At 62.6% G+C, this 23296-nt stretch carries 22 protein-coding genes and 1 tRNA gene; 15 read left to right on the top strand and 8 right to left on the bottom strand.

Going from position 1 to position 23296, the window contains the following annotated elements:
- The first annotated feature begins 303 nt into the window (after positions 1-303).
- From EJA05_RS01615 to choV, 3 genes are all read left to right on the top strand, one after another.
- Positions 304-1251: a choline ABC transporter substrate-binding protein gene (locus EJA05_RS01615; RefSeq protein ID WP_110992252.1), complete on the top strand. Its 948-nt coding sequence runs from the start codon at positions 304-306 to the stop codon at positions 1249-1251.
- A gap of 81 nt (positions 1252-1332) precedes the next feature.
- The gene (gene choW, locus EJA05_RS01610; RefSeq protein ID WP_178125776.1) at positions 1333-2181 is read left to right on the top strand and encodes a choline ABC transporter permease subunit; all 849 of its coding nucleotides are present in this window, start codon (positions 1333-1335) and stop codon (positions 2179-2181) included.
- Positions 2178-3356 (top strand): choline ABC transporter ATP-binding protein, encoded by a 1179-nt coding sequence (gene choV, locus EJA05_RS01605; protein ID WP_125462259.1) that lies wholly within the window; start codon positions 2178-2180, stop codon positions 3354-3356. The genes choW and choV overlap by 4 nt, the downstream gene beginning before the upstream one ends.
- A 113-nt stretch (positions 3357-3469) precedes the next feature.
- Here choV and hisF read toward each other — a convergent pair whose 3' ends face one another.
- The 6 genes from hisF to EJA05_RS01575 all read right to left on the bottom strand — a co-directional run bounded on the left by hisF (position 3470) and on the right by EJA05_RS01575 (position 8596).
- Complete coding sequence (gene hisF / locus EJA05_RS01600) at positions 3470-4240, bottom strand: imidazole glycerol phosphate synthase subunit HisF (RefSeq protein WP_023629858.1); 771 nt, start codon at positions 4238-4240, stop codon at positions 3470-3472.
- Between the two features lie 109 nt (positions 4241-4349).
- Complete coding sequence (gene hisA / locus EJA05_RS01595) at positions 4350-5081, bottom strand: 1-(5-phosphoribosyl)-5-[(5-phosphoribosylamino)methylideneamino]imidazole-4-carboxamide isomerase (RefSeq protein WP_125462258.1); 732 nt, start codon at positions 5079-5081, stop codon at positions 4350-4352.
- A gap of 107 nt (positions 5082-5188) precedes the next feature.
- The gene (locus tag EJA05_RS01590) at positions 5189-5449 is read right to left on the bottom strand and encodes a DUF2164 domain-containing protein (RefSeq protein ID WP_125462257.1); all 261 of its coding nucleotides are present in this window, start codon (positions 5447-5449) and stop codon (positions 5189-5191) included.
- Positions 5450-6088 (bottom strand): imidazole glycerol phosphate synthase subunit HisH, encoded by a 639-nt coding sequence (gene hisH / locus EJA05_RS01585; protein ID WP_125462256.1) that lies wholly within the window; start codon positions 6086-6088, stop codon positions 5450-5452. It abuts the gene before it with no gap.
- Entirely contained in the window at positions 6089-6682 is a 594-nt protein-coding gene (gene hisB / locus EJA05_RS01580; protein ID WP_110992314.1) for an imidazoleglycerol-phosphate dehydratase HisB, read from the bottom strand. It abuts the gene before it with no gap.
- Between the two features lie 255 nt (positions 6683-6937).
- Positions 6938-8596 (bottom strand): OFA family MFS transporter, encoded by a 1659-nt coding sequence (locus EJA05_RS01575; protein ID WP_125462255.1) that lies wholly within the window; start codon positions 8594-8596, stop codon positions 6938-6940.
- A gap of 427 nt (positions 8597-9023) precedes the next feature.
- Here EJA05_RS01575 and EJA05_RS01570 point away from each other — a divergent pair, with 427 nt between their 5' ends.
- The 5 genes from EJA05_RS01570 (at position 9024) to EJA05_RS01550 (ending at position 14277) form a co-directional block, all read left to right on the top strand.
- Positions 9024-11273: an AsmA family protein gene (locus EJA05_RS01570; RefSeq protein ID WP_125857140.1), complete on the top strand. Its 2250-nt coding sequence runs from the start codon at positions 9024-9026 to the stop codon at positions 11271-11273.
- On the top strand, positions 11270-12337 hold the full coding sequence (gene mutY / locus EJA05_RS01565; protein WP_125857139.1) for an A/G-specific adenine glycosylase: 1068 nt from the start codon (positions 11270-11272) through the stop codon (positions 12335-12337). Before EJA05_RS01570 ends, mutY begins: the two co-directional genes overlap by 4 nt.
- Positions 12334-12606: an oxidative damage protection protein gene (locus EJA05_RS01560; protein ID WP_125857138.1), complete on the top strand. Its 273-nt coding sequence runs from the start codon at positions 12334-12336 to the stop codon at positions 12604-12606. Before mutY ends, EJA05_RS01560 begins: the two co-directional genes overlap by 4 nt.
- 90 nt (positions 12607-12696) lie before the next feature.
- Positions 12697-12772: transfer RNA gene (locus tag EJA05_RS01555), tRNA-Phe, on the top strand.
- A 425-nt stretch (positions 12773-13197) separates the two neighbouring features.
- A complete protein-coding gene (locus EJA05_RS01550; protein ID WP_125857137.1) occupies positions 13198-14277 on the top strand; it encodes a beta family protein in 1080 nt (359 codons plus the stop codon).
- Here EJA05_RS01550 and EJA05_RS28675 read toward each other — a convergent pair.
- Positions 14274-14765: a sce7726 family protein gene (locus EJA05_RS28675; RefSeq protein ID WP_374046940.1), complete on the bottom strand. Its 492-nt coding sequence runs from the start codon at positions 14763-14765 to the stop codon at positions 14274-14276. The two genes, EJA05_RS01550 and EJA05_RS28675, sit on opposite strands and share 4 nt — an antisense overlap.
- Before the next feature lie 254 nt (positions 14766-15019).
- Between EJA05_RS28675 and ppk2 the strand changes: the two genes are divergently transcribed.
- Entirely contained in the window at positions 15020-16033 is a 1014-nt protein-coding gene (gene ppk2 / locus EJA05_RS01540) for a polyphosphate kinase 2 (RefSeq protein ID WP_125857135.1), read from the top strand.
- Positions 16034-16140: 107 nt separating this feature from the next.
- Positions 16141-16584, top strand: coding sequence for a hypothetical protein (locus tag EJA05_RS01535; RefSeq protein ID WP_125857134.1), 444 nt, complete (start codon positions 16141-16143; stop codon positions 16582-16584).
- A gap of 163 nt (positions 16585-16747) precedes the next feature.
- Here the strand turns inward: EJA05_RS01535 and gabP are convergent, their stop codons facing one another.
- On the bottom strand, positions 16748-18133 hold the full coding sequence (gene gabP, locus EJA05_RS01530) for a GABA permease (RefSeq protein ID WP_125857133.1): 1386 nt from the start codon (positions 18131-18133) through the stop codon (positions 16748-16750).
- A gap of 736 nt (positions 18134-18869) precedes the next feature.
- Between gabP and EJA05_RS01525 the strand changes: the two genes are divergently transcribed.
- Genes EJA05_RS01525 through EJA05_RS01505 form a run of 5 tightly spaced genes read left to right on the top strand, consistent with a single transcriptional unit; the run spans position 18870 to position 23142 of the window.
- Positions 18870-19643, top strand: a complete 774-nt coding sequence (locus tag EJA05_RS01525; protein WP_046853793.1) for an ABC transporter ATP-binding protein — start codon at positions 18870-18872, stop codon at positions 19641-19643.
- Between the two features lie 11 nt (positions 19644-19654).
- Positions 19655-20410, top strand: coding sequence for an ABC transporter substrate-binding protein (locus tag EJA05_RS01520; protein ID WP_125462249.1), 756 nt, complete (start codon positions 19655-19657; stop codon positions 20408-20410).
- Between the two features lie 56 nt (positions 20411-20466).
- Positions 20467-21159 carry an ABC transporter permease gene (locus EJA05_RS01515; RefSeq protein ID WP_125462248.1) on the top strand — a complete coding sequence of 231 codons (693 nt, stop codon included), beginning with the start codon at positions 20467-20469 and terminating at the stop codon, positions 21157-21159.
- Entirely contained in the window at positions 21160-21849 is a 690-nt protein-coding gene (locus tag EJA05_RS01510) for an ABC transporter permease (protein WP_125462247.1), read from the top strand.
- Positions 21850-21906: 57 nt separating this feature from the next.
- Entirely contained in the window at positions 21907-23142 is a 1236-nt protein-coding gene (locus tag EJA05_RS01505; RefSeq protein ID WP_125857132.1) for a methyltransferase, read from the top strand.
- Positions 23143-23296 lie beyond the last annotated feature (154 nt).

Raw genomic sequence — 23296 nt, 5'->3', positions numbered from 1 at the left:
CTTTTGTCCGCCTGCGCCGCACTGATCCGGTCCGGTTCGCGCCGTTTTGCAGCGCTCGGACGGCGTAAAAACCCGGGCACGGGGGTGGAAAAATCCAGTTGCGACATTGCCAGTACTGGATGCGACCCGTCCTGTACTGGATACGACGCCACCAGTAGGCGATTGCCGAACGCTGGAGGATTATCGAAAGCGACTCGTTTTGCACGGCCTCGCATCCTGCCCTCTGCAGGCCTGGCTGATCGGCACCCTAGAAAGCGCCGACGGCCCCCGCGAACCCGAAGATAAAATCACAGGAGTCCACCTATGAAAGCTTCACCCTCGCTGTTGCTGGTTGCGATGTTGTCCGCTCCATTGCTGGCCCAGGCTGCAGAACCCGAACAGTGCCAGACGGTACGGTTCTCCGACGTCGGCTGGACCGACATCACCGTGACCACCGCGATGACCAGCGTGGTGCTCGAGGCCCTGGGGTACAAGACCCACACCAACATGATCTCGGTACCGGTGACCTACAAGTCGCTGGCCGGGGGCAAGGACCTCGACGTGTTCCTCGGCAACTGGATGCCGACCATGGAAAACGACATCAAGCAGTACCGCGATGCCGGTACCGTCGAGACCGTGCGCGCCAACCTGGAGAACGCCAAGTACACCCTGGCGGTGCCCCAGGCGCTGTATGACAAAGGCCTTAAGGACTTCAGCGACATCCCCAAGTTCAAGAAGGAACTCGAAGGCAAGATCTACGGCATCGAGCCGGGCAACGACGGCAACCGCACCATCCAGAGCATGATCGACAAGGACGCCTTCGGCCTCAAGACAGCCGGTTTCAAGCTGGTGCAGTCCAGCGAGGCGGGCATGCTGTCGCAGGTCGACCGGGCGCAGAAACGGGGTGAGGCGGTGGTGTTCCTGGGCTGGGAGCCGCACCCGATGAACAAGCGCTTCGCCATGAAGTACCTCACCGGCGGCGATGAGTTCTTCGGCCCCGATTTCGGCAAGGCCACCGTGCTGACCAACACCCGCAAAGGCTACGCGCAGGAATGCAGCAACGTGGGCCAGCTGTTGAAGAATCTGTCGTTCACCCTCGACATGGAAAGCGAGCTGATGGGCAAGGTCCTGGACGACAAGATGAAAGCCGACGCAGCCGCCAAGGCGTGGCTGAAGAACAACCCGCAAGTGCTCGACACCTGGCTGGCAGGGGTGACGACCGTGGATGGCAAACCCGGCCTTGAGGCGGCCAAGGCCAAACTGACGCAATAACGCAAGACGCTTTGGCAACACCGCGGGGTGGGACCGTGCCCACCCCGAACTGATTTCAATCTTTGCAGGTGGAAGCTCGCTATCATGCTTATCGATCAGAAAATACCTCTGGGGCAGTACATCGCCTCATTCGTCGAATGGTTGACCCAGAATGGCGCCGATTACTTCGACGCCATCGCCAAGGGCCTGGAATTCATGATCCATGGGGTCACCGGCGCCCTGACCTGGTTCAACCCGTTCGTGCTCATCGCCCTGTTCGCCGCCCTCGCGCACCTGATCCAGCGCAAATGGGCCCTTACCGTATTCGTCGCCCTGTCGTTCCTGCTGATCCTCAACCTGGGGTACTGGCAGGAAACCATGGAAACCCTGGCACAAGTGAGCTTCGCCACCGTGGTGTGCGTGGCCATCGGCGTGCCGCTGGGCATCGTCGCCGCACACAAGCCGATGTTCTACACCGGCATGCGCCCGGTGCTGGACCTGATGCAGACCGTACCCACCTTCGTGTACCTGATCCCCACGCTGACCCTGTTCGGCCTGGGCGTGGTGCCGGGGCTGATCTCGACGGTGGTGTTCGCCATCGCCGCCCCCATCCGCCTCACTTACCTGGGCATCTGCGACGTGCCGCAGGAGCTGCTCGACGCCGGCAAGGCCTTCGGCTGCTCGCGCCGCCAGCTGCTGACCCGCATCGAACTGCCCCACGCCATGCCGAGCATCGCCGCCGGCGTGACGCAATGCATCATGCTGTCGCTGTCGATGGTGGTGATCGCCGCCCTGGTGGGCGCCGACGGCCTCGGCAAACCTGTGGTCAACGCACTGAACACCGCCGATATCTCGCTCGGCTTCGAAGCGGGCCTGGCGATCGTGCTGCTGGCGATCATGCTGGACCGTATCTGCAAGCAACCGGAACTGCCGGTAAGGGGTGAGGCATGAGCATCATTCGTTTCGAAGACGTCGACGTCATCTTCTCCAACAAGCCGCGCGAGGCGCTGTCGCTGCTGGACGAAGGCAAGACCCGCGAACAGATCCTCAAGCAGACCGGCCTGGTGGTCGGTGTCGAGAAGGCCAACCTGGACATCAACAAGGGCGAGATCTGCGTGCTCATGGGCCTGTCCGGCTCGGGCAAGTCGAGCCTGCTGCGCTGCATCAACGGCCTGAACACCGTCAGCCGCGGCAAGCTGTTCGTCGAGCACGAAGGCAAGCACATCGACATCGCCCACTGCACCCCCGCGGAACTGAAGATGATGCGCACCAAGCGCATCGCCATGGTGTTCCAGAAGTTCGCCCTGATGCCCTGGCTGACGGTACGCGAAAACATCAGCTTCGGCCTGGAAATGCAGGGTCGCCCGGAGAAGGAACGGCGCAAGCTGGTGGACGAGAAGCTGGAGCTGGTGGGCCTGACCCAATGGCGCAACAAGAAGCCCGACGAGCTCTCCGGCGGCATGCAGCAGCGCGTGGGCCTGGCCCGGGCGCTGGCGATGGACGCCGACATCCTGCTGATGGACGAACCGTTCTCGGCCCTCGACCCACTGATCCGCCAGGGTTTGCAGGATGAGCTGCTGGCCCTGCAGAGCAAACTGAGCAAGACCATCGTGTTCGTCAGCCACGACCTGGACGAAGCCCTGAAGCTGGGCAGCCGCATCGCCATCATGAAGGACGGTCGGATCATCCAGTACAGCAAGCCCGAGGAGATCGTGCTGAACCCGGCCGACGAGTACGTGCGGACCTTCGTCGCCCACACCAACCCGTTGAACGTGCTGTGCGGCCGCAGCCTGATGCGCACCCTGGACAAGTGCAAACGGGTCAATGGCTCGGTGTGCCTGGACCCGGGCGGCGACTCGTGGCTGGACCTGGGCGAAGGCAACTCGATCAAACGCGCACGCCAGGGCCAGAACGGGCTGGACATGCAGAACTGGGTACCGGGGCAAGCGGTGGAAGGGCTGGATCGCCGGCCGACCGTGGTGCACGCCGACATCGGCATGCGCGAAGCGCTGCAGATTCGTTACCAGACCGGCAACAAGCTGGTGCTGCAGGAGAACGACAAGCTGGTGGGGATTCTGGGGGATACAGAGCTGTATCACGCGTTGTTGGGTAAGACCCACGGGTGATGCAATTGGGGCCGCTGTGCGGCCCTTCGCGGGTGAACCCGCTCCCACAGGGATAGCGTTGTGTGGGAGCGGGTTTACCCGCGAAGGGCTGCAAAGCAGCCCCAATCAATGTTTCAGCGAACGACGATCCCGCGCGAAGCCATGTAGGCCTTGGCCTCCGGCACCGTGTACTCGCCGAAGTGGAAGATGCTCGCCGCCAGCACCGCGCTGGCATGCCCTTCCAGAATCCCGTCGGCCAGGTGCTGCAGGTTGCCCACGCCACCGGAGGCGATCACCGGGATCCCCAGCGCATCGCTGATGGCGCGGGTCACGCCCAGGTCGAAGCCGTTCTTCATGCCGTCCTGGTCCATGCTGGTCAGCAGGATTTCACCGGCACCCAGGCCTTCCATCTTCTTCGCCCACTCCACCGCATCCAGCCCGGTAGGCTTGCGCCCGCCGTGGGTGAAGATCTCCCAGCGCGGCGTTTCGCCCGGGCCGGAGACCTTCTTGGCGTCGATGGCGACGACGATGCACTGCGAACCGAAACGGTCGGCCGCCTCACCCACGAACTCCGGGTTGAACACCGCGGCGGTGTTGATCGAAACCTTGTCGGCACCGGCGTTGAGCAGGTTGCGGATGTCCTGCACGGTACGCACGCCACCGCCCACGGTCAGCGGGATGAATACCTGGCTGGCCATGCGCTCGACGGTATGCAGGGTGGTGTCACGGCCATCGACGCTGGCGGTGATGTCGAGGAAGGTAATCTCGTCAGCACCCTGCTCGTCGTAGCGACGGGCGATTTCCACCGGGTCACCGGCATCGCGGATGTTCTCGAACTTGACGCCCTTGACCACCCGGCCGTTGTCCACGTCCAGGCAAGGGATGATGCGCTTGGCTAGTGCCATATGGGCTCCTGGGGAGCAGCTTCAAGCTGCAAGCTTCAAGCAACAAGAAAAAGCAACACTCGATCTGGCTTTGCTCTTGCAGCTTGCAGCTTGCCGCTTGCCGCTCCTGTCAATAGTTGTCGCAGAAGGCCTGGGCCTCGGCGACGTCGAGGGTGCCTTCGTAGATGGCACGGCCGGTGATGGCACCGATGATGCCCGGCGCTTTTGCATCCAGCAGGGCCTTGATGTCACCCAGGTTGTGGATGCCGCCCGAGGCGATCACCGGAATCGAGGTGGCTTCGGCCAGGGCCTTGGTGAAGGGCACGTTGCAGCCCTGCATCATGCCGTCCTTGGCGATGTCGGTGTAGACGATCGCCGAGACGCCATCGGCCTCGAAACGCTTGGCCAGGTCGATGACCTGCACGCTGCTCACTTCGGCCCAACCGTCGGTGGCGACGAAGCCGTCCTTGGCGTCCAGGCCGACGATGACCCGGCCCGGGAAGGCCTTGCACGCCTCGGCGACGAACTCCGGCTGCTTGACCGCCTTGGTGCCGATGATCACGTGGCTGACGCCGGCCTTGACGTAGTGCTCGATGGTTTCCAGCGAGCGGATGCCGCCGCCGATCTGGATCGGCAGGTTCGGGTAACGCTTGGCGATGGCGGTGACCACTTCACCGTTGACCGGCTGGCCTTCGAAGGCGCCGTTGAGGTCGACCAGGTGCAGGCGGCGGCAGCCACCTTCGACCCATTTGGCGGCCATGCTCACCGGGTCGTCGGAGAATACCGTGGAGTCTTCCATGCGGCCTTGGCGCAGACGCACGCAAGCGCCGTCCTTCAGATCGATAGCGGGGATAATCAGCATGCTCTTTCCTTTCAAGCTGCAAGCTGCAAGCGACAAGCTGCAAGCAATGCGCGTTATGTGTCGGATCGGCGATCAAGCTTTGGCTTGAAGCTTGGAGCTTGAAGCTTTCAGCTCTTTTCTAAAGCCCACAGGTCGCTTTCGATGCTCTCGAACCGCTCCTTGAGGTGCAGCTGAACATCGGCAATCGCCCTGTTGTAGTAATACGGAGCAACTTCTCTGGAAAACAGCTCGAGGACCTCGGCCACCTCGAACGACCCCAGCTCCAGCTCGAAACGGTCTTCGAGGAAGCGCTTGAGCTTGTCGAGCGCTTCGCGCTCCTGCTCGGGGGCCAGCGTGAGGATCGGCGCCTTGGTCCGCGACCTGCTCATTTACCAGCGCCCGTCCCAGGCGACGAAGTTCTGCAGCAGTTGCAGGCCATGGGTATGGCTCTTCTCCGGGTGGAACTGCACGGCGAAGCGCGAGCCCTCGGCCAGCGCGGCGGCGAAATCGACGCCGTAGTGGCCGCGGCCGACGACCTGGCCCGGCTTGCCGGCATTGATGTAGTAGCTGTGCACGAAGTAAAAGCGCGCGCGGTCGGGAATGTCATGCCACAGGGGGTGGTCGTTGGTCTGGCCGACTTCGTTCCAACCCATGTGCGGCACTTTCAGGTGCTCGCCGTCTTCTTTGAGGTCTTTGCCGAAGAAGCGCACCTGGCCGGGGAACAGGCCGATGCAGTCGACACCCTCGTTCTCTTCGCTGTGCTCGAGCAGGGCTTGCATGCCCACGCAGATGCCGAGGAACGGGCGATCCTGGCTGACTTCGCGGACCAGGCTGTCGAAGCCCAGGCGGCGGATTTCGGCCATGCAGTCGCGGATCGCGCCAACGCCGGGGAACACCACGCGGTCGGCTTCACGAATGACCGCGGCGTCGCTGGTGACCAGCACCTTGCCGGCACCCACGTGCTCGAGGGCCTTGGCCACCGAGTGCAGGTTGCCCATGCCATAGTCGATTACGGCTACGGTCTGCATTTACAGGCACCCTTTGGTCGATGGCATCTGCCCGGCCATGCGCTCGTCCTGCTCCACGGCCATGCGCAGCGCGCGGCCGAAGGCCTTGAACACGGTCTCAATCTGGTGGTGGGTGTTGTGGCCACGCAGGTTGTCGATGTGCAGGGTCACCAGGGCGTGGTTGACGAAGCCCTGGAAGAACTCCTGGAACAGGTCGACGTCGAAGCCACCGACGCTGGCGCGGGTGTAGGGGACATGCATCTGCAGGCCAGGGCGGCCGGAGAAGTCGATGACCACACGCGACAGCGCTTCGTCCAACGGCACGTAGGCGTGGCCGTAGCGGAAGATGCCTTTCTTGTCACCGATGGCCTGGGCAAACGCCTGGCCGAGGGTGATGCCGACGTCTTCGACGGTGTGATGGTCATCGATATGCAGGTCGCCCTTGCATTCGATGTCCAGATCGATCAGCCCGTGCCGGGCGATCTGGTCGAGCATGTGTTCAAGGAAAGGCACACCGATATCGAATCGGGCCTTACCAGTGCCATCGAGGTTGATCGAGCACTTGACCTGGGTTTCCAGGGTATTGCGCTCGACGGAAGCCTTACGTTCGACCATCACCAGCTCCGCAAAATCATTGGGCGAAAAGGGCAACATTATAGGCCCAGAACGCGCCAGCTTGAAACGCGGATGACATATGGCAGGGCTAGCAATTGCGGGGGGATAACGGGCTTACAGGTCTATACAACCGTGTAACTGGGGCTGCTTTGCAGCCCTATCGCGACACAAGGCCGCTCCTACAAGGGATTGCGGTCGCCTGTAGGAGCGGCCTTGCGTCGCGATAGGGGCGCAAAGCGCCCCCGGCAATCTCAATCAGTGAAACAGCACCGCCGTCTTCTGCAGGGTAATCCACACCCCCCAGGCCAGCGGAATCACCACCACGGCCCAGGCCAGCAGCACCAGTGGCAGGCTGCCCGGCGCAGCGTGCCACTCCAGCGAACGCGCGCTGTCGGCGCCCTTGTCATGGCTCAGGGCACGCTCCGCGGCCAGCTCGGCCTCGGTCATGAAGTACTTGTCGGCCACCGGACGTACCAGCATGTTGCAGACAAAGCCCAGCACCAGCAGCCCGGCGAGGATGTACAGGGTCATGTCGTAGGCCGCGGCCCGCTCCACACCTGCCGCCAGCTGCGCTTCACGCAGGTAGGTGATCAGCACCGGGCCAAGCACGCCAGCGGCGGCCCAGGCGGTCAGCAGGCGGCCGTGGATGGCACCGACCATCTGCGTGCCGAACAGGTCGGCCAGGTAGGCCGGCACCGTGGCGAAGCCGCCACCGTACATCGACAGGATGATGCAGAACGCCGCCACGAACAGCGCCACGTTACCGATGTGCCCCATGTTCGGCACCAGGCTGTAGAGGCCCACGCCCAGGGCGAAGAAGGCGAAGTAGGTGTTCTTGCGGCCAATGTAGTCGGAGAACGACGCCCAGAAGAAGCGCCCGCCGATGTTGAACAGGCTGAGCAGGCCGGTGAAGCCGGCGGCGATGGCGGCGATCTGCGCCAGTTGCGCGGCGTTCAACTCGCTGAAGGTCAGCTCGTTGCCCAGCAGCTTGCCGGCGAACACTTCCTGCAGCAGTGGCGAGGCCATGCCGAGAATGCCGATACCGGCCGAGACGTTCAGGCACAGCACCAGCCACACCAGGGCGAACTGTGGGGTCTTCCAGGCCACGCTCACGTGCACGTGGCGGTCGGTGACCATGGCGTTGGCCTTCTTCGCCGGTGGGGTCCAGCCTTCTGGCTTCCAGCCGGTGGGCGGTACGCGGTAAGCCAGGGCGCCGGCAGTCATGAACACGAAGTAGATCGCGGCCATGGCAACGAAGCTCTGCCATACGCCGACTTCAGTCGCACTGCCGAAGTGGCCCATCAATGCGGTCGCCAGCGGCGCGCCAACCATGGCACCACCACCAAAGCCCATGATCGCCATGCCGGTGGCCATGCCGCGCTTGTCCGGGAACCACTTGATCAGGGTCGACACCGGCGAGATGTAACCCAGGCCCAGGCCGATGCCGCCGATTACCCCCGAACCGAGCCACATCAGCCACAGCTGATGGGTCTTTACGCCGATCGCCGAGATCAGCAGGCCGCCGCACCAGCACAGTGCCGACACCAGGCCGGCCTTGCGCGGACCTGCGTGTTCCAGCCAGCCGCCGAGCACTGCGGCCGAGCAACCGAGGAAGACGAAGAACAGGGTGTAGATCCAGCTGAGCATGGAGATCGGCCAGTCGCACTCGGCGCTGAACAGGCGGGCGACGAAGCCCATGTCTGCCGCGCACGCCACTGGCGCGCTGACGCCCAGAGCCTGGGACAACGGTAGCCAGAACACCGAGAAACCGTAGGCCATGCCGATGCACAGGTGGATGGCCAGGGCCGCCGGTGGTACCAGCCAGCGGTTGAAGCCCGGGCGGGCGATGATGCGCTCCTTCGACAGGAAACCGGGCACGCTTACCGGCATCTCCGTCGTGATACTGCTGCTCATGGGTCGTTCCTTTTGTAGGTGGGCTGCTTACGGGCTGCCGGCCCGGCTCTGCTGTGGCGTCTCCCCCGGGATGACGCCGGCCGTTTGCGGCATTGCCCCGCGACAATGGGTCGCGGAGGCTGCGAAAGCGGCGCAAGATTACCAGCAGCCAGTGGCATGAAAGCAATCTGATATCGCGTTTTTTTTGCCAGCTGAATCGGTACTTCGCATGCTCAGGTGAGGTTGTGTCGCCTGTTCTGGCCTTATCGCGGGGCAAGCCCGCTCCCACGATGGCTGCGTGGGAGCGGGCTTGCCCCGCGATGAGGGCCGAGCAGGTGATAAATGAACTGCCGTCATTCCCACTGTCGAAATGTCGGATACGCAGAGCCAAGTGCCACAGCGCTATACTCGCCGCTGAATTTCACAATCGGACTACAAGGACTCGCCCATGAAAGCGTTCGGCAAAATCCTGGGGCTGTCGCTTCTCGGGTTGTTGCTGATCATCGTGGCGCTGGGCTTCGCCCTGACGCACCTCTTCGATCCCAACGACTACAAAGACGAAATCCGCCAACTGGCCCGCGACAAGGCCCATGTCGAGCTGACGCTCAACGGCGACATCGGCTGGAGCCTGTTCCCCTGGCTGGGCCTGGAGCTGCACGAGGCGAGCATCGCCACGCTGAACAACCCCAAGGTGCCGTTCGCCGACCTGCAGATGCTGGGTTTGTCCGTGCGCGTGCTGCCATTGCTGCGCCGCGAAGTGCAGATGAGCGACGTGCGGGTCGAGGGCCTGAACCTCACCCTCACCCGCGATGCCAATGGCCACGGCAACTGGGAAGACATCGGCAAGCCGCTGCCTGACCCTGCCGTTGCCAACGCCCCGGCCACCGCGCCAGGCGAAGCGCCGGCCAGCGAGCCGTCCAAGCCCGAAACCAGCGAGCGTTCGGTCAAGCTCGACATCGACAGCCTGACCGTCAACAACGCCCGGGTGCAGTTCACCGACGAGAAGGCCGGCCAAAGCTACGGTGCCGAAAGCATCCAGCTGAGCACGGGCCCCGTGCACGAAGGCGTGAACATCCCGCTCAAGGCCAGCGCCTTCCTCAGCGCCAGCCAGCCGAACATCAAGGCGCGCACCGAGCTGACCGGCGAACTGCGCTTCGACCGCAAGCTCAAGCGCTACAACCTTGAAGACATGCGCCTGTCCGGCGAAACCTCGGGCGAGCCGCTGGCGGGCAAGACCATGACCTTCGCCGCGCAAGGCCAGGTGCTGGTCGACCTGGCCGCCAATGTCGCCTCGTGGAGCAGCCTGAAAGTCTCGGCCAATCAGCTGCGCGCCCTGGGCGAGCTGAATGTGCGCGACCTGGACAAGGCGCCGCAGGTGAGTGGCGGGCTGTCCATCGCCCAGTTCAACCTGCGCACCTTCCTCGACGGCATCGGCCACCCGTTGCCGGCCACCGCCGATGCGGCCGCCTTCAACAAGCTGGAGCTGGTCACCCGCCTGCAAGGCACCCCGAACAGCCTGGCCCTGGAAGACCTGGCGGTGAAGCTGGACGACAGCACCTTCACCGGCCGCGTGGCCGTCGAAGATTTCGCCAAGCAGGCCCTGCGGGTAAACCTCAAGGCAGACACCTTCGACGCTGACCGCTATCTGCCAGCCAAGAGCGAGGAGGCCAAGGGCACCACCGCGGCGCGCCAGGCCGAGGTGAAACAGCAGGAAGCCAGCGCCACTGCCGGTGCCGGCACCACCCCGCTGCCCAACGCCCCCACGCAAGTGGCCTGGAGCAACGACAAGCTGCTGCCGGTGGACCGCCTGCGCGCCCTCGACCTGCAGGCCGACCTGGCGTTCGGCGCCCTGACCCTGGACAAGCTGCCGATCAGCGACGCCCGGCTCAAGGCCAACGGCCAGGGTGGCCTGATCACCCTCGAAACCCTGCGCGGTGGCCTGTACAACGGCAGCTTCGAAGCCAAGGGCACGGTCGACGTGCGCCCCGCCGTGCCGCAACTGGGGGTGAACACCAAGATCAACCGCGTGCCGGTGGAGCATTTCATCAAGCGCGAAAGCCCCGACCAGGCGCCACCGGTCAAGGGCCTGCTGACCCTCGCCAGCGACCTCACCGCCACCGGCAACAGCCAGAAAGCGCTGGTCGACACCCTCAACGGCAACGCCAGCTTCACCATCAACGATGGCGTGCTGGTCAACGCCAACCTGGAACAGCAACTGTGCCAGGCCATCGCCACCCTCAACCGCAAACAGCTCGGCAGCGAACCGCGCGGCAAGGACACGCCGTTCGAAGAGCTGCGCGGCAGCCTGGTGATCCGCAATGGCGTGGCCAGCAACCCGGACCTCAAGGCGCGCATTCCCGGCCTGACCGTCAACGGCCATGGCGACCTCGACCTGCGGGTGCTGGGCATGGACTACAACGTCGGCGTGGTGGTCGAAGGCGACCAGCGCGCGATGCCCGACCCGGCCTGCCAGGTCAACGAGCGCTTTGCCGGTATCGAAGTGCCGCTGCGCTGCCGTGGCCCGCTGGAGCTGGGCGCCAAGGCCTGCCGCCTGGACCAGGACGGCCTGGGCAAGGTGGCGGCGAAACTGGCCGGCAACCGCCTGAAGGACAAGATCGATGAAAAGCTCGAAGAAAAACTCGGAGACAAAGTGAGCCCGGAACTCAAAGATGCGCTCAAGGGGCTGTTCAAGCGATGAGCCCCCAGCAGTTCTCCAGCGCCGTGCTGGAATGGTACGACCAGCACGGTCGTCACGACCTGCCCTGGCAACAGGGCATCACCCCATACCGGGTGTGGGTCTCGGAAATCATGCTGCAGCAGACCCAGGTGAGCACCGTGCTCAACTACTTCGACCGCTTCATGCAGGCGCTGCCGACCGTGCAGGCGCTGGCTGAAGCACCAGAAGACGAAGTGCTGCACCTTTGGACGGGCCTGGGCTACTACACCCGCGCACGCAACCTGCAAAAGGCCGCGAAGATCGTCGTCGCGCAACATGGCGGCGAGTTCCCGCGCAGTGTCGAGCAGCTCACCGAACTGCCCGGCATCGGCCTCTCCACCGCCGGGGCCATCGCCAGTATCAGCATGGGCATCCGCGCGCCGATCCTCGATGGCAACGTCAAGCGCGTGCTGGCCCGCTTCACTGCCCAGGCGGGTTACCCGGGCGAGCCGAAAGTGGCCAACCAGCTGTGGGCCACCGCCGAACGCTTCACACCGATGACGCGGGTCAACCACTTCACCCAGGCGATGATGGACATGGGCGCGACGCTGTGCACCCGCAGCAAGCCCAGTTGCCTGATCTGCCCGCTGCAGCGTGGTTGCGAAGCCCATCTGCACGGTGAAGAGACCCGCTACCCGGAACCCAAGCCGCGCAAAGCCTTGCCCCAGCGCAAGACCCTGATGCCGCTGCTGGCCAACCACGAAGGCGCGATCCTGCTTTACCGCCGGCCCTCCACCGGGCTGTGGGGGGGCCTGTGGAGCCTGCCGGAGCTGGACAGCCTCGAGCAGCTCGACGACCTCGCCTACCAGCACGGCCTGCGCCTGGCCGGCAGCCAGGCCTTGCAAGGCCTGACCCACACCTTCAGCCATTTCCAGCTGGCCATCGAGCCGTGGCTGGTGCGTGTCGACCCCGTCGGCGCGCACGTGGCCGAGCCCGACTGGCTCTGGTATAACCTCGCCACCCCGCCGCGCCTGGGCCTCGCCGCCCCGGTCAAGAAGCTGCTGCAACGCGCGGCCGACGAACTGATTGCAGGAGAGAACCCATGACCCGCACCGTGATGTGCCGCAAATACAAAGAACAGTTGCCAGGCCTGGAACGCGCGCCCTACCCCGGCCCCAAGGGCCAGGACATCTTCGAACACGTCTCGCAGAAGGCCTGGGCCGACTGGCAGAAGCACCAGACCCTGCTGATCAACGAGAAGCGCCTGAACATGATGAACGCCGAGGACCGCAAGTTCATCCAGGCCGAGATGGACAAGTTCTTCGCCGGCGAGGATTACGCCAAGGCTGAAGGCTACGTTCCGCCGTCGGAATGACCCCAAAAATCGTAAGCGACGGAATTAATTTAAATTTTTTCAAAAAAGTCGTTGACGAGCGGTCTGGAAATCTATTTAATTCACCTCGTCGCCCAGATAGCTCAGTCGGTAGAGCAGAGGATTGAAAATCCTCGTGTCGGCGGTTCGACTCCGTCTCTGGGCACCACCTTCAGCTTCTGGTGGTTGCAAAGTTACCCGAAGCGACACAAGAAACCCGCCTAGTGCGGGTTTTTTGTTGCCTGAGATTTTTGCCTGACAGGCAGCTTTCGTCAGCGCTCACCAGCAAGCGCCCCATGACAGCGCTTCACCCCTCCTTCGCTTCGCACGCCGCCCCGCAATTGTATGCGGCTGTATTCGCACGCCCCTGAGCCAAGCAGCGGCCACTAGCATCAAACGTCTCGATCTGACCCCAAAAGACATGGGCAGGCTATAGGAACCTTCCTAGGTAACATCCCGAGTTTAATCATCACGTTCAAAACACCCAACAAACTCGCAACATCCATACACACTTGGATGTTTAGGCAGATCGCGGCAAGTGGTCTACCTTGACTGGACACTTGCACCACATCCAGGACTTACAGGGAGTTGAACATGCAGTATTCCGCCTGTTTACGAGTAGGCCAGAACGACATCAAGGCATTGATAAATCTCGAGCCCGAAAGAAGAAACTCATTCACACCATTGCTTGACATGCGCGGCGATGATGACCGGCATCTACAGACCTTCTTGAACAACTGGACTGAACATCCCTTTTTTCTTGATGTATCCAGAGGCAAGAAGGATATACGGGAGGCCTTCATATCTGCCAATAATCTGCACAGCCCTGCCAATGCATTTGAACAAAAAAGAAGGTTCATCTATCAAGTTCGCAATAAAAACCCGAACGTTATTCCTGTCATCTCCTGGACTGACGACGATACGCAACGAGACGTCATCCAGTTAGCTCTTTCACTTGAGCGTGACTTCGACAATATCGCCATCCGAGTCACCTGCCCGGAGAAACCGACCCAAACCTCTCGCAACCGCCTGCTTGCGACACTCGACTCACTGTCAGCCCCACGCTGTGCGCATATCATTCTGGACTTCATCGCCTCTGCCCCGTCCAGCACCGCCAGCGGATCAGACTTCGACCACTTGCTCAAGGATATCGGCGCCTACATGCCCGCTGCGGTAATCCTGCTCAGCACATCATTCCCCATCGACAAACCCGCATCGAACAGCTCACGTTCAGCCACCTGCTTCGATACCGCCTGGCAGGCGACCGTGAACAGAAATCAGCCAGGTATCGAGCTGGTGTACGGAGACTACGCCGCCACCAACCCTACCGCTCCGATGGAATATGTGGTGGGCATGCCCGTACTTCCCTTCGGCTGCTACTACACGCCAACCGAATGGTGGCAACGTCGCAAAGGGGGAGACAAAGAGTTTGGTAACTACATCGAGATAGCCAAAGAGATCCGCAACTTACCGGGATACCATGGTGATGATTTCTGTTGGGCGACCAGGGAGTACGCAAGAATTATCGCGACTTCAACTAACTATGGAAACAATGGCACTTGGAACGGATATCGGATAAATCAGCACATCTGCGCCATGTTGAAGTCCATCATGGATCGCCAACGCACAGCACTTGAACCCATCGACATTGATGACCTGGACGATCTGATCTAAGCGTAGCGCTGCTTCAGCACTGCCAGAACAAACGTACGAATAACTTCAAGCGGCAGTGCGTCGCTGACCCGTTGACGCACTGTCTTTATGAGTTCCTTGCTCCGCACAGCAACTCCATGCTCTCGGGCCAGCCTGTCCAACTCCTCCCGCCAGAGGAACCCCGTGAGATGGAATTTCTCCTGCCTCTTGTTCGCTTTTGCGCTTCTCACCATGACCATTCCGGAGAAGTCGTCGAATACCAGAATCCCGACGTTGGCTACCGACACTTCCAGGGCCTTTATCAGGTGACGGGAGTGGCAACAAAGCCATACTTCATCGAAACACGCCAGGTAAGCCTCTTGCTGACCACCCCACCGAACCAGCGTATCCGCGTGCGATTTTATTTCGAAAGCACTGAGTTTTCCGTTCGCATGCACGAGATCCGCACGCCGGGCTTTGTCGATAAAGCAAAGCTCCTCGATGAACACGTCACCGGACTCATGGGGCATCACCTTGGTGACCCATTGCTTCAGGAGGGGGCGGATTTGGTCTGGATTCAACATCTGGCGATTATAGCCACCCGGCCATAGCCCTTCACAGCGCGCGCGACAGAACACCCCCTGCAAATATTTCCATTTATAGCCACATCCGACCGCTCACCTCAGCGAGCATCGTTCTGCCGGATTGATCGGCATCAAAAAGCCAGCCTCCCTATGGCCTTAGGATGGAAGGTGGACACTCGACCGACCCCGCAAGGACCTCCATGAGCGAAGAATCCGCCACCCTCCTCCTGCCGTCGCCGACCGACACCGGCAGCGGCACCAAGCCCGTCACCCGCACCCGCCGCCCACGCCAGCGCAAGCCCGCCACCAACGCCCCCGTGCCAGAGACCATCACCCAGGTCAGCCAGCAACCCGCCGCCCTGGTAGTGGCCAACGCCCGCAAAGGCAGCAGCGAGGACAGTACCTCGGCGCACCTGCCGGCCAGTTACCCCTACCGTACGCGCATGCGCCGCCAGGACTACGACAAGGCCAAGCACGCGCTGCAGATCGAGCTACTGAAGGTACAGAACTGGGTGAAGGAAACCGGCCAGCGCATCGTCATCCTCTTCGAGGGCCGTGACGCAGCGGGCAAGGGCGGCACCATCAAGCGCTTCATGGAGCACCTGAATCCGCGTGGCGCTCGCATCGTCGCGCTGGAGAAGCCCTCCGAACAGGAGAAAGGCCAGTGGTACTTCCAGCGCTACATCCAGCACCTGCCCACCGCCGGTGAAATGGTGTTCTTCGACCGCTCCTGGTACAACCGCGCCGGGGTCGAGCGGGTGATGGACTTCTGCTCGCCGCTGCAATACCTGGAGTTCATGCGCCAGGCGCCTGACCTGGAGCGGATGCTGTGCAACAGCGGCATCCTGCTGTTCAAGTTCTGGTTCTCGGTGAACCGCGAGGAGCAACTGCGCCGCTTCATCTCGCGGCGCGACGACCCACTCAAGCACTGGAAGCTGTCGCCCATCGACATCAAGTCGCTGGACAAGTGGGAGGATTACACTGCCGCCAAGGAAGCCATGTTCTTCCACACCGATACTGCCGATGCGCCGTGGACGGTGATCAAGTCCGACGACAAGAAGCGCGCGCGGATCAACTGCATCCGGCATTTCCTGCATTCGTTGGACTATCCGGGCAAGGACCACAGCGTGGCGCATGCGCCGGATCCGCTGCTGGTCGGGCGGGCTTCGCGGGGGTTCGAGGAGGATGAGCCGGCGGCGCCGAGCCCTCTGTAACGGCCATCGCGGGGCCAGCCCGCTCCCACGCGGCGCCTCGCCCTTGGGTTTTCAGGGCAACTGCGCTTCAATACGCGCCTTTACCAGATACCTCCAAGGACCGCCTCATGGCCACCAACACCAAGCAACAGAAACGCGCCAAGCGCGCCGCCACCAAGGCCAAGCAGAACCGCATGGTGCGCAGCGGCCAGGCGGTCAAGGCCAGCACCGGCGAAAGCGCCAGCGTCGAGCAGGTGTTCAACAAGGCCATGGAGTCGGGCAGCTACAACAGCTTGTTCGACAAGATGAAAGAAGCCCAGGAAAACGGCCTGGTGCCGATGATCTCGGTGTTCCTGGTTGACCCACTGCTGGCACTGGTGCTCAAGGGTCACAAGGAAGAGCACGCCACCGACTACATCGTCATGGTGTTCACCGCCTACCGCAAATGGCTCGACGGCACCGACGAGGACGCGACCATGGCCTGGCTTGAGAGCGATGAATTCCAGGCGGCTTATGTCACAGCCTCCGAGGTGGTGGCCAAGGGGCAGCAACAGCAGAAGCAGTTCGGCTGAACAGCTGTATCGCCTGCTCCGGCCTCATCGCCGGCAAGCCGGCTCCCACAGAGTAGCGTGCAGTCCTTGTGGGAGCCGGCTTGCCGGCGATGGGGCCCTCCCAGGCAAACAAAAAGGCCGCGCCCTTCACAGGGCGCGGCCTTTTCATTTCACCGGCTGCGAATCAGGTATCCAGCGCCACGCGCCCGGCAGCGCCGCGCTTGCGGTGCACCAGCAAGCCTGCCGCCACAACTGCGATGCTCAGCAGCGCGGTAGCGATGATCTCGACGCGGTGATCCTCACGCAGCCCCATCACCACCAAAATGGCGACGATGAAGGCGATGGTCGCCCAGGTCAGGCCCGGGAACATCCACATCTTGAACGAGATCTTCTCGCCGCTGGCTTCACGCTGGGCACGCATGCGCAGTTGCGACACGGCGATCACCAGGTACACCAGCAGGGCGATGGCGCCAGAGCTGGCCAGCAGGAACTCGAACACCGCGGCCGGGGCCAGGAAGTTGGCGAACACGCACAGGAAGGCCGCAGCGGTGGACAGCAGCACGGCCCAGTGCGGGGTGCCCGCCTTGGTGGTGCGCTGGGCGACTGCCGGGGCATCGCCACGCTTGCTCAGGGAGAAGAGCATGCGCGAGGAGGTGTACAGCGCCGAGTTCAGGCAGCTGGTCACGGCAATCAGCACGACGATGTCGACGATCAGCTTGGCATTCGGCACGCCGATCAGGCTGAGGACGGTCTGGTAGGAGCCTTTCTCGGCCAGGGTCGGATCGTTCCACGGCACCATGGCCACGACCAGGAAGATCGATACCAGGTAGAACAGGCAGATACGCCAGATCACCGAGTTGGTGGCCCGGCTGATCTGCTTGCCCGGGTCTTTCGACTCGGCGGCGGCGATGGTGACGATCTCGGTCCCCATGAAGGAGAACATGGTGGTCAGCATGGCGGCCAGCACGGCGCCCAGGCCATTGGGCATGAAGCCTTGGGTATCGAACAGGTGGCTGACGCCGCTGATCTGGCTGCTCGGGACCATGCCGAACATGGCCGCGCAACCGACGACGATGAAGCCGATGATCGCCAGCACCTTGAGCAGGGCGAACCAGAACTCGAACTCACCGTAGTTCTTCACGCTGAACAGGTTGGTAACGGTCAGCACCAGGGTGATGATTAGCGAGAACGCCCACAGGTCCACGGCCGGGAACCAGGCATGCAGGATGGCTGCGGCGGCGTTGGCCTCCAGCGGAATCACCAGCACCCAGAACCACCAGTACAGCCAGCCGATGGTGAAACCGGCCCAGCGCCCGATGGCGCGGTCGGCGTAGGTCGAGAAAGAACCGGTGTCGGGCGAGGCAACCGCCATTTCACCGAGCATGCGCATCACCAGTACAACCAGGGTGCCGGCAGCGGCGTAGGCCAGCAGCACGGCAGGGCCGGCGGCGGCGATGGCATGGCCGGAGCCGACGAACAAGCCGGCGCCGATCACGCCTGCGATGGACAGCATGGTCACATGCCGTTGTTTGAGCCCCTGAGCGAGGTCATTGGAATTGTTACCGCTCATAAAACTACCTTTGTAAGGAGTGGACCACCCGAATGAAGGGAATACGAAGCGCACCAAGGGGTGATTTAGGCGTCGCCGCATTCGGTCTTTTCCCACTGGCAATAAGCGCGCCATTTTTAAATGCCATTTATCTGGAATGGCTGACGGCAGCAAATTCTCTGGCTTTGCGGCCTTTCTGCCAGGCTTTGACCGAAAGCCCGCCAAATCTCCATGCCAAGTCCGGATTACTGAAATACCCACTTACAAACGCACCAAAGGTGCTCCCCGGTAACACCCGCGCACCAGGGCAAGGCAAAATAGTGCAACCAAAGGTACAACCATTGTTTCAGCCATGATGCGATCTGCGTGGGAGCGGGCTAGCCCCGCGATAGCGATTGTCGCCCCAACACCTTCAGTCCTGCCGAAGCCATCGCGGGGCAAGCCCGCTCCCACGCCACCCTGTGCCGGTCACATGGGCGGTTGCACCTGCTTTCGCGGCAAAAGGGCCAAAACCGCTTCCATGCTTTGACCAAAGCTGGCACCATCGCGCCTTTTTTCATCAAGGCTCCGGTGCTGGGCAAAACGCCATTGCGGACATCCTCGCGACAGTCCACTGCAACGATGCGACAAACTGCCCCATCAATGACCGAAGCCCCTTGCGACCCGGTTGGCCGCTGTTGCGCCGCTATGCTAGCGTGGCGCTCGCCAGGAAGGCCGCCAACAGCTGGGAACGCACCCGAACACATGAGGACCGCACATGGCCCAGGCCACGCCCGCGCTGGAAATCCGTAACCTGCACAAACGCTACGGCGAGCAGGAAATTCTCAAGGGCATTTCGCTGACCGCGCGCGACGGTGACGTGATCTCCATCCTCGGCTCGTCCGGCTCCGGCAAGTCCACCCTGCTGCGCTGCATCAACCTGCTCGAGAACCCGCACCAGGGCGAAATCCTGGTCGCCGGCGAAGCCCTCAAGCTCAAGGCGCAGAAAAACGGCGACCTGATCGCCGCCGACAACCGCCAGATCAACCGCCTGCGCAGCGAGATCGGCTTTGTCTTCCAGAACTTCAACCTGTGGCCACACATGTCGATCCTCGACAACATCATCGAGGCGCCGCGCCGCGTACTTGGCCAGAGCAAGGCCGAGGCCATCGAGCACGCCGAGGCGCTGCTGAACAAGGTCGGCATCTTCGACAAGCGCCACAGCTACCCCGCCCAGCTTTCCGGTGGCCAGCAACAGCGTGCCGCCATCGCCCGTACCCTGGCCATGAAGCCCAAGGTCATCCTGTTCGACGAGCCGACTTCGGCGCTCGATCCGGAAATGGTCCAGGAAGTGCTTAACGTCATCCGCGCCCTGGCCGAAGAAGGCCGTACCATGCTGCTGGTGACGCACGAGATGAACTTTGCCCGCCAGGTGTCCAGTGAAGTGGTCTTCCTGCACCAGGGCCTGGTCGAAGAGCAGGGATCGCCGCAGCAGGTCTTCGAAAACCCGACCTCGGCGCGTTGCAAGCAATTCATGTCCAGCCACCGCTAACGGAGCAATACATGCAGACTTACAAGAAGTTCCTCCTGGCCGCTGCTGCCACCCTGGTGATGTCGGCCAACGCCATGGCCGCAGAAAAACTGCGCATGGGTATCGAGGCAGCCTACCCACCGTTCAACAACAAGGACGCCAGCGGCCAGGTCGTCGGCTTCGACAAGGACATCGGCGACGCCCTGTGCGCCAAGATGAAGGTCGAGTGCACGGTCGTGACTTCCGACTGGGACGGCATCATCCCAGCCCTGAACGCCAAGAAGTTCGACTTCCTGGTGTCGTCGCTGTCGATCACCGACGAGCGCAAGCAGGCAGTGGATTTCACCGACCCCTACTACTCCAACAAGCTGCAGTTCATCGCGCCGAAGAAAGTCGACTTCAAGACCGACAAGGAATACCTCAAGGGCAAGACCATCGGCACCCAGCGCGCCACCCTGGCCGGCACTTGGCTTGAAGACAACTACAAGGACGTGCTGAAGTCCATTCAGCTATACGACACCCAGGAAAACGCCTACCTCGACCTGACCTCCGGTCGCGTTGACGGCATCCTGGCCGACAAGTACGTGCAGTACGAGTGGCTGAAGTCCGACGCGGGCAAAGACTACGAGTTCAAAGGCGAACCTGTAGTAGACAGCGACAAGATCGGCATCGCCGTGCGCAAGGGTGACCCGCTGCGCGAGAAGCTGAACAAGGCCCTGGCCGAGATCAAAGCTGACGGCACGTACAAGAAGATCAACGACAAGTACTTCCCGTTCAGCATCGAGTGATGCCCTCCCGACCCGTACCGCCCTGCGCGGTGCGGGTCCCTTGAACAAAGCTGCCCATGAATATCGACCTGCACGGATTCGGTCCGGCCATGATGGCCGGCACCCTGATGACCGTAAAACTGGCGCTTTGCGCCTTGCTGCTGGGGCTGGCCCTGGGCCTGCTTGGCGCCCTGGCCAAGACTTCCTCTATCAAGTCATTGCAATGGCTTGGCGGCTTCTACTCGACCCTGGTGCGCGGCGTGCCCGAGCTGCTGTGGGTCTTGCTCATCTATTTCGGCACCGTCGGCCTGATGAACAGCCTCGGCGACGCGCTCAACATGCCCGGGCTCGAACTCAGCGCATTCGCCGCCGGTGTGATTGCCCTGGGCCTGTGCTTCGGCGCCTACGCCACGGAAGTGTTCCGCGGCGCGATCCTGGCCATCCCCAAGGGCCACCGTGAAGCGGGCCTGGCCCTGGGCCTGTCGAAAGGCCGCATCCTGTCGCGGATCATCCTGCCGCAGATGTGGCGCATCGCACTGCCGGGCCTGGGCAACCTGTTCATGATCCTGATGAAGGACACCGCGCTGGTGTCGGTGATCGGCCTGGAAGAAATCATGCGCCACGCGCAGATCGGCGTGACCGTGACCAAGGCACCGTTCACCTTCTACGCGGTGGCCGCCTGCATCTACCTGAGCCTGACCATCGTCGCCATGATCGGCATGTACTTCCTGGAAAAACGCGCCGCCCGCGGCTTCATGAGGGCCGAATAAATGAACTGGGAAGTCATCATCAAGTGGCTGCCACGACTGGCCGAAGGCGCGGTCCTGACCCTGGAGCTGGTGGCCATCGCGGTCATCGCCGGGCTGATCCTGGCCATCCCGCTGGGCATCGCCCGTTCCTCGCGGCACTGGTACGTGCGCGCCCTACCCTACGGCTACATCTTCTTCTTCCGCGGCACGCCACTGCTGGTGCAGCTGTTCCTGGTCTACTACGGCCTGGCTCAGTTCGACGCGGTGCGTGACAGCGCGCTGTGGCCGTACCTGCGCGACCCGTTCTGGTGCACGGTACTGACCATGACCCTGCACACCGCCGCCTACATCGCTGAGATCCTGCGCGGCGCACTGCAGGCGATCCCCAAGGGCGAGATCGAAGCCGCCCGGGCACTGGGCATGTCGCGGGGCAAGGCGCTGTTCTACATCATGCTGCCGCGCGCCACACGCATCGGCCTGCCGGCCTACAGCAACGAAGTGATCCTGATGCTCAAGGCCAGCGCCCTGGCCAGCACCGTGACGCTACTGGAGCTGACCGGCATGGCACGGACCATCATCGCCCGTACCTACCTGCCGGTGGAGATCTTCTTTGCCGCCGGGGTGTTCTACCTGGTGATCTCGTTCTTCCTGGTGCAGGGCTTCAAGCTGCTGGAACGCTGGTTGCGCGTGGATGCCTGCCAGGGGCGCTAACCTGCAACACGCTCGGGGCCGCTTTGCGGCCCCTTTCAATTGCGCCTCGGTGCTTGAATGAACACAACACTCCCCCTTCAAGGCAGCCAGCTCCTCGAGCGCTTCCAGGCCCTTGACCATTTTCTGCTTCAGCACCAGCCGCTGTGGCGGCCACGGCCGTTCACCGAGCTGCAGCTGGGCTGGGAAAGCCAGTACCCAGAGCTGTCCGCATGGCTGCGCAATCGCACCCTGGAACAAGCCGAAGCCGTCCAGCAACACCCGGAACAGCTTCCGGCCCCAGCCCCCTTTCCGCAACTGGCCAGCCTGGCCCGGCAGTTGTCTGCCGTGGGTGAATTGCCCGACGCGGGCCTGCACCCGGCCGGCCATCGCCTTGACGCCAATGTCCCTGGGCGCAAATGGCAGCAGATCGAGGCCTTCAGCCGCCGCCTGAGCTTCAGCCAGCCCACCCGGCACTGGCTGGACTGGTGTTCGGGCAAGGGCCACCTGGGCCGCCGCCTGCTGCAAGCCGGCCAGCAATTGACCTGCCTGGAGTACGACGCCGAGCTGGTCAACGCCGGCCAGGCGCTGAGCGATCACCATCAACTGCCCGCCCACCATGTGCAGCAGGATGTGATGGCCGCAGACAGCATGCAGCAGCTGGATGGCGACAAAAGCGTGATTGCCCTGCATGCCTGTGGCGATCTGCATGTGCGCCTGCTGCACCTGGCCAGCCAGCAAGGCTGCCAGCAACTGGCCGTGGCGCCGTGCTGCTACAACCGCATCCAGGGCGAGCAGTACAAGGCGATATCCACAGCCGCACAGGCTTCTGCCCTGCAGCTGTCGATCGGCGATCTGGGCCTACCGCTGAGCGAGGCCGTCACCTCCAGCGCCCGGGTACGCCGCCAGCGCGACAGCTCGATGGCCAGGCGCCTGGGTTTCGACCTGCTGCAGCGCCAACAGCGGGGTATCGATGCGTATCTGCCAACACCGTCACTGCCGGTCGATTGGCTGAAGAAGCCCTTCGAGCAGTACTGCCGCGACCTTGCCGCGCTGCGCCAGGTCGAACTGAGCGGCACGACGGACTGGGCCGCCCTTGAGTCGCAGGGCTGGCAACGGCTGGCTCAGGTGCGCAACCTGGAGCTGGTGCGCAACCTGTTCCGCCGCCCATTGGAACTGTGGCTGGTGCTCGACCGAGCCCTGTACCTCCAAGAGCAAGGTTATGCCGTGCGCGTAGGACTGTTCTGCGAATACCCGCTGACGCCACGCAACCTGTTGCTGCTGGCCGAACGCGACGGATCGCCGCAGCGCAGCTGACAACCTGTGGATAAGTCTGTGCACAAGCTTGTGATGAAAATGTCCAAGGCTTGGATCCAAGCGCTATTTGCGCCGCTTTGCTTATTCCGCTTACCAGCTGAAAACCAGCAAAAACAGGGCTTTGCGCAAAGACCGGTGGCACTGCCAGTCGGCA

This window comes from Pseudomonas oryziphila, assembly GCF_003940825.1.
In the GTDB taxonomy this organism is placed as follows: Bacteria; Pseudomonadota; Gammaproteobacteria; order Pseudomonadales; family Pseudomonadaceae; genus Aquipseudomonas; species Aquipseudomonas sichuanensis.
This window is presented reverse-complemented; position numbering and strand designations above follow the sequence as displayed.

What these genes read in the sequence shown, in the direction of transcription:
- EJA05_RS01575 (WP_125462255.1), bottom strand. Translation starts at nt 8,596, where the DNA reads ATGAGCAGCAGTATCACGACGGAGATGCCGGTAAGCGTGCCCGGTTTC.
- EJA05_RS01550 (WP_125857137.1), top strand. Translation starts at nt 13,198, where the DNA reads ATGCAGTATTCCGCCTGTTTACGAGTAGGCCAGAACGACATCAAGGCA.
- gabP (WP_125857133.1), bottom strand. Translation starts at nt 18,133, where the DNA reads ATGAGCGGTAACAATTCCAATGACCTCGCTCAGGGGCTCAAACAACGG.
- EJA05_RS01505 (WP_125857132.1), top strand. Translation starts at nt 21,907, where the DNA reads ATGAACACAACACTCCCCCTTCAAGGCAGCCAGCTCCTCGAGCGCTTC.
- hisA (WP_125462258.1), bottom strand. Translation starts at nt 5,081, where the DNA reads ATGCTGATTATCCCCGCTATCGATCTGAAGGACGGCGCTTGCGTGCGT.
- EJA05_RS01535 (WP_125857134.1), top strand. Translation starts at nt 16,141, where the DNA reads ATGGCCACCAACACCAAGCAACAGAAACGCGCCAAGCGCGCCGCCACC.
- EJA05_RS01515 (WP_125462248.1), top strand. Translation starts at nt 20,467, where the DNA reads ATGAATATCGACCTGCACGGATTCGGTCCGGCCATGATGGCCGGCACC.
- EJA05_RS01570 (WP_125857140.1), top strand. Translation starts at nt 9,024, where the DNA reads ATGAAAGCGTTCGGCAAAATCCTGGGGCTGTCGCTTCTCGGGTTGTTG.
- EJA05_RS01510 (WP_125462247.1), top strand. Translation starts at nt 21,160, where the DNA reads ATGAACTGGGAAGTCATCATCAAGTGGCTGCCACGACTGGCCGAAGGC.
- ppk2 (WP_125857135.1), top strand. Translation starts at nt 15,020, where the DNA reads ATGAGCGAAGAATCCGCCACCCTCCTCCTGCCGTCGCCGACCGACACC.
- choV (WP_125462259.1), top strand. Translation starts at nt 2,178, where the DNA reads ATGAGCATCATTCGTTTCGAAGACGTCGACGTCATCTTCTCCAACAAG.
- EJA05_RS01520 (WP_125462249.1), top strand. Translation starts at nt 19,655, where the DNA reads ATGCAGACTTACAAGAAGTTCCTCCTGGCCGCTGCTGCCACCCTGGTG.
- EJA05_RS28675 (WP_374046940.1), bottom strand. Translation starts at nt 14,765, where the DNA reads ATGCCCCATGAGTCCGGTGACGTGTTCATCGAGGAGCTTTGCTTTATC.
- EJA05_RS01615 (WP_110992252.1), top strand. Translation starts at nt 304, where the DNA reads ATGAAAGCTTCACCCTCGCTGTTGCTGGTTGCGATGTTGTCCGCTCCA.
- EJA05_RS01525 (WP_046853793.1), top strand. Translation starts at nt 18,870, where the DNA reads ATGGCCCAGGCCACGCCCGCGCTGGAAATCCGTAACCTGCACAAACGC.
- EJA05_RS01560 (WP_125857138.1), top strand. Translation starts at nt 12,334, where the DNA reads ATGACCCGCACCGTGATGTGCCGCAAATACAAAGAACAGTTGCCAGGC.
- mutY (WP_125857139.1), top strand. Translation starts at nt 11,270, where the DNA reads ATGAGCCCCCAGCAGTTCTCCAGCGCCGTGCTGGAATGGTACGACCAG.
- hisB (WP_110992314.1), bottom strand. Translation starts at nt 6,682, where the DNA reads ATGGTCGAACGTAAGGCTTCCGTCGAGCGCAATACCCTGGAAACCCAG.
- EJA05_RS01590 (WP_125462257.1), bottom strand. Translation starts at nt 5,449, where the DNA reads ATGAGCAGGTCGCGGACCAAGGCGCCGATCCTCACGCTGGCCCCCGAG.
- hisF (WP_023629858.1), bottom strand. Translation starts at nt 4,240, where the DNA reads ATGGCACTAGCCAAGCGCATCATCCCTTGCCTGGACGTGGACAACGGC.
- hisH (WP_125462256.1), bottom strand. Translation starts at nt 6,088, where the DNA reads ATGCAGACCGTAGCCGTAATCGACTATGGCATGGGCAACCTGCACTCG.